We start from the raw sequence: 6357 nt of genomic DNA, 5'->3' as shown, positions 1-6357 counted from the left end.
GCCGGGTCCGGGGCCGCACGCGTGGGCGGGCGGCGCCGGGTCCGGGACCGCACGCGTGGGCGGGCGGCGCCGGGTCGGGTGCGCCCGCCCGACCCGGCGGATCCGCTCGGTCCGCCGGCCTCAGCGTCGTCTGCGGGCCAGCATCAGGGCACCACCCCCGGCGACGAGAAGAAGCGTGGCCGCCGCGGCGGCGGTCGCCGGGCCGAGCCCGGTGCGGGCGAGTTCCTCGGCGAAAGGAAGGCGGGTGGCGGGGGCGCTGGGGAGGGTGGTGGTGGCGGGGGCGCTGGGGAGGGTGGTGGTGGCCGGAGCGGTGGCTGTGGGCGGGGGTGTGCGGGTGGCGGTGCCGGTCGTCTCGGGGCGCGGCTGCGCGTCCGACCGCGGGTCAGGGGCGGGGGCCGAGGCCGACGCGGAGTCGGCGGGGCTCGGGGTGGTGGGGTCGAGGGCGGGGTCGGAGTCGATGCCGAAGTGGTAGTCGTTCGACTGGCCGACCCAGTCCCCGTCATCGTCGTCCTCGTGCCGTTGTACGACGGCCGCGTTCAGGGTGACCTGGTTGGGCACCGCGTCCGAGGTGAGCGCGAGCCGGAGCTTGACGGTGACGGTACGGCGCGGGGCCACCGTGAAGCCGCTGAACCCGTCGAAGGCCCCGACCAGCTCGGCCTCGTCGGTCGCCACGAAACGGACCGGGTGCGGGTGGGCGCCCGCGTAGAACTCCAGCCGGGGCTGCCCGGGCTTGAGGGCGCGCTCCCTGTCGACGAGGACGACGACCGGGTGAATGCCGGTGCAGGGGCGGGCGGTGCTGTTGGTGAGGTCGAGGTACCAAGTTCCGTAGCCGCCGCCGGCCGCGTAGGAGTGCGGGCCGCCGTGGATACGGCTGACGAGCGGGAAGGCCCCTTCGCCGGAGGCGGCACAGTCCGGGTCCGCCCGCGCGTGGGCCGGAGAGGCCGGGACTGCTGCGGGGAGAAGCGCGGCGGCTGCTGCCAGGCAGAGGGACGTGGGCGTAGACAGTCGCATGAACACATGACCATGCCGGGCGGAACGGACGGAAGCGCGCCGCCGCTCCGGCCGCGGCCGGAAGTCCGCCCGATCAGCGGAAGCGGGTTGCTGTTGCTGTTGCTGCTGCTGCTGTTGCTGTTACCGCTGCCGCTGCCGCTGAACGGTGTCGCCCTCGCCGTCGCGTGAGGGGGCGGGCGCTGCCTCACGGGCGCCGGGCTGACGCGCCGCACAGGTGCGGGCCTCCCTCGGCCCACGGGGCATCGGGCTGGCGCGACCCCCTGGGTGCCGGCGCGGCGACGCCCGGGGCGAGTGCCGGCCCGCCGACGCCCGAGGCGAGTGCCGGCCCGCCGACGCCCGAGGCGGGTGCTGGCCCGCCGCCACCCGCTGGTACCGGCATCATGAGGCGCCGGCCCCCGCCGACCCTTCACGCGTCGGCGCGGCCGAACAGTGGGGCGAGGAGGAGGTGGGCCGCGCCCTCGGCGACTGCGCGGGGGCCGCCGGGCGCGATGCGGACCGGTACCGCCTGTCCGTCGCCACCCTCGCGGCGGGCGTGAGCGTCCAGGACGGCGGCGACTCCGCGTACGAACGTCCGCGGGTCCCCGGCGACGGTGCGGCCGCCGAGCAGGACGAGGTCGATGTCGAGCAGTCCGACGAGGTTCGCGGCGCCCGTCCCGAGCACGCGGGCCGCCTCGGCGGTCTCGCCCCGGGCGACCGCGGCCAGGCACAGGGCCTCGACACAGCCGCGGTTCCCGCATCCGCAGGGCGGCCCGTCCAGCTGGATGACCTGGTGTCCGAACTCCCCCGCGCCTGTCCTCGCGCCCCGGTGCACGGCCCCGCCGATCACGAGCCCGGCGCCGAGCCCAGTCCCGAGGTGCAGATAGGCGAAGGAGCCACCGCTCTCCCCACCCCGCCCGTCCCTCTGAGGCCCCGCGCCCTGGCGCTCCTCACCCTGGCGCTCCTCACCCTGGCGCTCCTCACCCTGGCGAGGCTCCCCGCCGGGAGCCCAAGCCGACTCCCCCTCCCGCTCCCCGGCCCGCTCCCCGCGCGCTTCGCCCTCCCGCCCCCCGACCGCCCGTCCCTCGCCGCCCACCGCCAGTCGTAGTGCCGCCGCGTTGGTGTCCTTGTCGATCACGACCGGCAGGCCGAGCCGTCGGGTCAGGGCGTCACGCAGGGGGAAGCCGTCCCACTCGGGGAAGCCTGTGACGCGGTGCAGGACGCCGTGGGTGTGGTCGAGGGGGCCGGGGAGGGCGACGCCGAGGCCGAGGACGGAGGCCGCGCGGCTGCCCGGCAGCGCCTCCGCCTCGCGGACCGCCTGGTCGATCACCGCGCCCGCGCCCGCTCCGAAATCGAGCGGTGACCGGCGTTCGGCGACCACCGCGCCGGTCAGGTCGCACAGCACGACCGTCGACTCGTCCCGGTCGAGGTGCAGCCCGATGGCGTGCCCCGCCTCCGGCACCAGCCGCAGGACCGTGCGCGGCTTGCCGCCCGTGGAGGCGCGGCGCCCCGCTTCCGCGGCGAGGCCGTCCTCCCGCAGCCGGGCGGTGATCTTACTGACGGCCTGCGGGGTGAGCCCGGTGCGTTCCGCGAGTTCGAGCCGGCTGATGCCCTCCCCGCCGGCCGTGCGCAGCAGGTCGAGCACCAGCGCGGTGTTGTGGCTGCGCACGGCGTCCAGGTTCGCGCCGGCCGGTCCACCTCGTGTGCTGTTCACCCCCGCATTGTCCCTCGCGCTTGCACTTTGGCAACAGCGTTGCCAAAGTGGACGGCATGACAGGTGCGACAGATACGACAGGTACGGCCGACACGTCCGACGCGTCCGGCGCCCTCCTCCGCGTGGGCCTCGTCGGCTACGGTCTCGCAGGCTCCGTGTTCCACGCCCCGCTGATCGCCGCCACCGAGGGCCTCATCCTGGACACGGTGGTCACCTCGAACCCCGAGCGGCAGGCGCAGGCACGCGCCGAGTTCCCCGACGTCCGCCTCGCCGCCGGCCCGGACGAGCTGCTCGGCCGCGCCGGCGAGCTGGACCTGATCGTCGTCGCGTCCCCGAACAAGACCCACGTCTCGCTCGCGACCGCCGCGCTGAAGGCCGGCGTGTCCGTGGTCGTGGACAAGCCGATCGCCGGTACGGCGGCCGAGGCGCGGGACCTCGCGGCGCTCGCCGAGGAGCGCGGCCTGCTGCTGTCCGTCTTCCAGAACCGCCGCTGGGACAACGACTTCCTGACCCTGCGCAAGCTCCTCGCGGAGGGCGCCCTGGGTGACGTGTCGCGCTTCGAGTCCCGTTTCGAGCGGTGGCGGCCGGAGCCGAAGGGCGGCTGGCGGGAGTCCGGCGACCCGGCAGAGATCGGAGGTCTGCTGTACGACCTCGGCAGCCACGTCGTCGACCAGGCTCTGGTGCTGTTCGGCCCCGTGACCGCCGTGTACGCCGAGTCGGACATCCGCCGCCCGGGCGCGCGGGCGGACGACGACACGTTCATCGCGCTCACGCACGCGAGCGGGGTGCGCTCCCACCTGTACGTGTCCGCGACCACGCCCCAACTCGGCCCGCGCTTCCGGGTGCTGGGCTCTCGGGCGGGCTACGTGAAATACGGCCTCGACCCGCAGGAGGCGGCCCTGCGCGAGGGTGAGCGTCCGGGTGGGACGGCGGACTGGGGTCTGGAGCCCGAGTCGCTGTGGGGCCGTGTCGGTGCCGGGGAGTCCCCGCCGACCGGCGGCGGCCGCCCCGAGCCGACTCTTCCCGGCGACTACCCCGCGTACTACGCGGCGGTGGCCGCCGCTCTCCGCGGCACCGGCGAGAACCCGGTGACCGCGCTGGAGGCGGCCGCCGCTCTCGACGTACTGGAGGCGGCCCGCCGCTCGGCCGACGACAAGGTGACGGTGACACTGTGACGCACCACCAGGGGGTCACCCCGAGGTTCCAGCCCGAGATCACCCCGAGCGTCGAGGAGCTGGAGGCACAGGAACGCCGCCTGGTGTTCCGCCAGTTCACTCCCGACGACGCCTGGGCGCTGGGTTCCCTGCTGGTCGAGCTGGCCCGGGAGCGGCAGGCTCCGGTCGCCGTCGACATCCACCGCGCGGGCCAGCAGCTGTTCCACGCGGCGCTGCCGGGCTCGACCCGGGACAACGACGACTGGATCGCCCGCAAGCGGCGGGTGGTCGAGCGGTACGGCGCGGCGTCGTACCTGGTGGGCGCGCGCTTCCGCGCCAAGGGCACGACGTTCGAGGAGGCGTCCCGCCTCGACCCGGGCATGTACGCGGCTCACGGCGGCTCCTTCCCGATCACCGTGGAGGGCGTGGGTGTGATCGGCGCGGTGACGGTGAGCGGCCTGCCGCAGCTCCAGGACCACCGGTTCGTGGTGGAGGCACTGGACCAGTACCTGAACCCGGACCAGGACCGGTAGGCGGCAGCCCCCGGGGGGATGCGACGGTCTCGCCCCCCTGGGGGCGCGGGGAACTGCGCGAACACCACAACGAGCCGGCACCCACCCCCACACAGCACCCCCACCCACCGACAGGGGCGCGGGGAACTGCGCGAAACCCACAACGCACCCGCACCCGCCCCCGCCCCCGCCCCCGCGGAGCGCTACGCCGACTTGAACACCTGCCGCTGCCTCCCCAACCCCCCGATCTCCAGCTCCACCACATCCCCCGCCCGAAGAAACGGCTTCGGCTCGGGCTGCCCGAGAGCAACCCCCGCCGGCGTCCCGGTGTTGATGACGTCCCCCGGGTACAGGGTCATGAACTGGCTGACGTACCGCACGACTTCCCCCACGGGAAAGATCTGCTCGGCCGTCGTCCCGTCCTGCTTCAGCTCCCCGTTGACCCACAGCCTCAGGGACAGGTCCTGCGGGTCGGGAACCTCGTCAGCCGTCACCAGCCACGGCCCGAGCGGGTTGAACGTCTCGCAGTTCTTCCCCTTGTCCCACGTTCCGCCGCGCTCGATCTGGAACTCCCGCTCGGACACGTCGTGCGCGACGGCGTACCCGGCGACATGCCCGAGCGCCTCCTCCGCCGACCCGAGGTAGCGGGCCGTACGGCCGATGACGACCGCGAGTTCGACCTCCCAGTCGGTCTTCACCGACCCCCGGGGCACGAGCACCGTGTCGTGCGGTCCGACCACCGTGTCCGCGGCCTTGAAGAAGATCACCGGTTCGCCGGGCGGCTCGGCCCCCGTCTCGCGGGCGTGGTCGTGGTAGTTCAGCCCGATGCACACGATCTTGCCGATCCGGGCCAGCGGCGGCCCGACGCGCAGTCCGCCGTCCTCCAGCGCGGGCAGGTCCCCGGCGTCGGCGGCGGTCCGGATCCGGCCGAGTGCGGCCTCGTCGGCGAGGAGCGGTCCGTCGATGTCCGGGACGAGACCGGACAGGTCCCGCAGGGTTCCCTCGGCGTCGAGCAGCGCGGGCCGCTCCGCTCCCGCCGTACCGACACGCAGCAGCTTCATGATCAGAATCTCCCTCGATCGCTGACGCCCCGCCGACGGGTGCAGCCATCGGAGGACTGGTCGATCCTCCAAGGCGCCCGTCCGCTCCGCAAGACCCTGTTCGCGTACTGGACCGTAACCGGCGGCTCAGCGGTACAGCACCGCACGCTCCACGGCGCTCCACGTCGTGCTGGTGACCACGTACAGCGCGGCGGCCAGCGGCATGACCGCGACGGTGACGAGGGTGAGGAAGGACATGAACGGCAGGACCCGGGTGACAGCGCCGAGCCCGGGCACGCGCTCCCCCTCGCTCGCCCCCTCCGCGACCCGCGCCACCGGGCTCGCGGCCGTCGTCCGCCGCGTACGGCGGTAGTTGAAGGCGGCGACGGCCGCGACGACGGTGAAGACGCCGAGGTACACCAGGCCCGCGTCCCCGAACGGCCCGCCGGCGCTCAGGGCGTCCGCCCACCGGTCACCGAGGGGCGCGGCGAACAGCCGGTGGCCGAGGAGCGCGTTGGGCCGCCCGTCGATCGTGGTGCTGGAGAACAGGTGGTACAGCAGGAAGAACGCGGGCACCTGGAGCAGCCCGGGCAGGGTGCCGGACAGCGGCGACACCCGTTCCTCGGCGTGCAGTTCGAGCACGGCCTTCCGCAGCTTCTCGGGATCCTTCCGGTGCTTCCCGCGCAGTTCGGCGATCCTCGGCTGGAGCGCGGTACGGGCCTTCTGCCCGCGCGCGGCGGCCCGCGAAAGGGGGTGCACGAGCAGTCGTACGAGCGCGGTGAACAGGATGATCGCGGCAGCGGCCGCGCCCGCCCCGAAGAGGGGCTGGAGCAGGTCGGCCAGGCGGTCGACCAGATCGGCGAAAACGGACATGGGTGAGCCCTCCGGGGGTCTCGTCGTGCCGGGGAGTAGCGGATGGCGGCATGACGACCCACCCGCGCGGGGCACGG

General features: G+C 74.5%; 7 protein-coding genes. 3 read left to right on the top strand and 4 right to left on the bottom strand.

What is annotated here, in order from left to right; all coding sequences use genetic code 11:
• Nucleotides 1–120: 120 nt before the first annotated feature.
• On the bottom strand, nucleotides 121–1011 hold the full coding sequence (locus ABZT03_RS20570; RefSeq protein WP_356041286.1) for a hypothetical protein: 891 nt from the start codon (nucleotides 1009–1011) through the stop codon (nucleotides 121–123).
• A gap of 6 nt (nucleotides 1012–1017) precedes the next feature.
• Here ABZT03_RS20570 and ABZT03_RS20565 point away from each other — a divergent pair, with 6 nt between their 5' ends.
• Nucleotides 1018–1179 carry a hypothetical protein gene (locus ABZT03_RS20565; protein WP_356041285.1) on the top strand — a complete coding sequence of 54 codons (162 nt, stop codon included), beginning with the start codon at nucleotides 1018–1020 and terminating at the stop codon, nucleotides 1177–1179.
• A 238-nt stretch (nucleotides 1180–1417) separates the two neighbouring features.
• Here ABZT03_RS20565 and ABZT03_RS20560 read toward each other — a convergent pair whose 3' ends face one another.
• Nucleotides 1418–2701 carry an ROK family protein gene (locus ABZT03_RS20560; protein ID WP_356041283.1) on the bottom strand — a complete coding sequence of 428 codons (1284 nt, stop codon included), beginning with the start codon at nucleotides 2699–2701 and terminating at the stop codon, nucleotides 1418–1420.
• 56 nt (nucleotides 2702–2757) lie between these two features.
• Between ABZT03_RS20560 and ABZT03_RS20555 the strand changes: the two genes are divergently transcribed.
• A complete protein-coding gene (locus ABZT03_RS20555) occupies nucleotides 2758–3876 on the top strand; it encodes a Gfo/Idh/MocA family oxidoreductase (protein WP_356041281.1) in 1119 nt (372 codons plus the stop codon).
• Nucleotides 3873–4388, top strand: coding sequence for a heme-degrading domain-containing protein (locus ABZT03_RS20550; RefSeq protein ID WP_356041279.1), 516 nt, complete (start codon nucleotides 3873–3875; stop codon nucleotides 4386–4388). The genes ABZT03_RS20555 and ABZT03_RS20550 overlap by 4 nt, the downstream gene beginning before the upstream one ends.
• 182 nt (nucleotides 4389–4570) lie before the next feature.
• Here the strand turns inward: ABZT03_RS20550 and ABZT03_RS20545 are convergent, their stop codons facing one another.
• Nucleotides 4571–5428 carry a fumarylacetoacetate hydrolase family protein gene (locus ABZT03_RS20545; protein ID WP_356041278.1) on the bottom strand — a complete coding sequence of 286 codons (858 nt, stop codon included), beginning with the start codon at nucleotides 5426–5428 and terminating at the stop codon, nucleotides 4571–4573.
• A gap of 126 nt (nucleotides 5429–5554) precedes the next feature.
• On the bottom strand, nucleotides 5555–6280 hold the full coding sequence (gene yidC / locus ABZT03_RS20540; protein WP_356041276.1) for a membrane protein insertase YidC: 726 nt from the start codon (nucleotides 6278–6280) through the stop codon (nucleotides 5555–5557).
• Nucleotides 6281–6357 lie beyond the last annotated feature (77 nt).

Origin of the sequence: Streptomyces sp. NPDC005574 (assembly GCF_040605435.1) — a bacterium.
Lineage (GTDB): Bacteria > Actinomycetota > Actinomycetes > Streptomycetales > Streptomycetaceae > Streptomyces.
The sequence above is the reverse complement of the archived record's forward strand: the minus strand, read 5'-3'. Positions and strand labels throughout refer to the sequence as shown.

Coding starts and splice junctions, on each gene's coding strand:
- ABZT03_RS20565 (WP_356041285.1), top strand. CDS start 1,018: ATGACCATGCCGGGCGGAACGGACGGAAGCGCGCCGCCGCTCCGGCCG.
- yidC (WP_356041276.1), bottom strand. CDS start 6,280: ATGTCCGTTTTCGCCGATCTGGTCGACCGCCTGGCCGACCTGCTCCAG.
- ABZT03_RS20570 (WP_356041286.1), bottom strand. CDS start 1,011: ATGCGACTGTCTACGCCCACGTCCCTCTGCCTGGCAGCAGCCGCCGCG.
- ABZT03_RS20545 (WP_356041278.1), bottom strand. CDS start 5,428: ATGAAGCTGCTGCGTGTCGGTACGGCGGGAGCGGAGCGGCCCGCGCTG.
- ABZT03_RS20555 (WP_356041281.1), top strand. CDS start 2,758: ATGACAGGTGCGACAGATACGACAGGTACGGCCGACACGTCCGACGCG.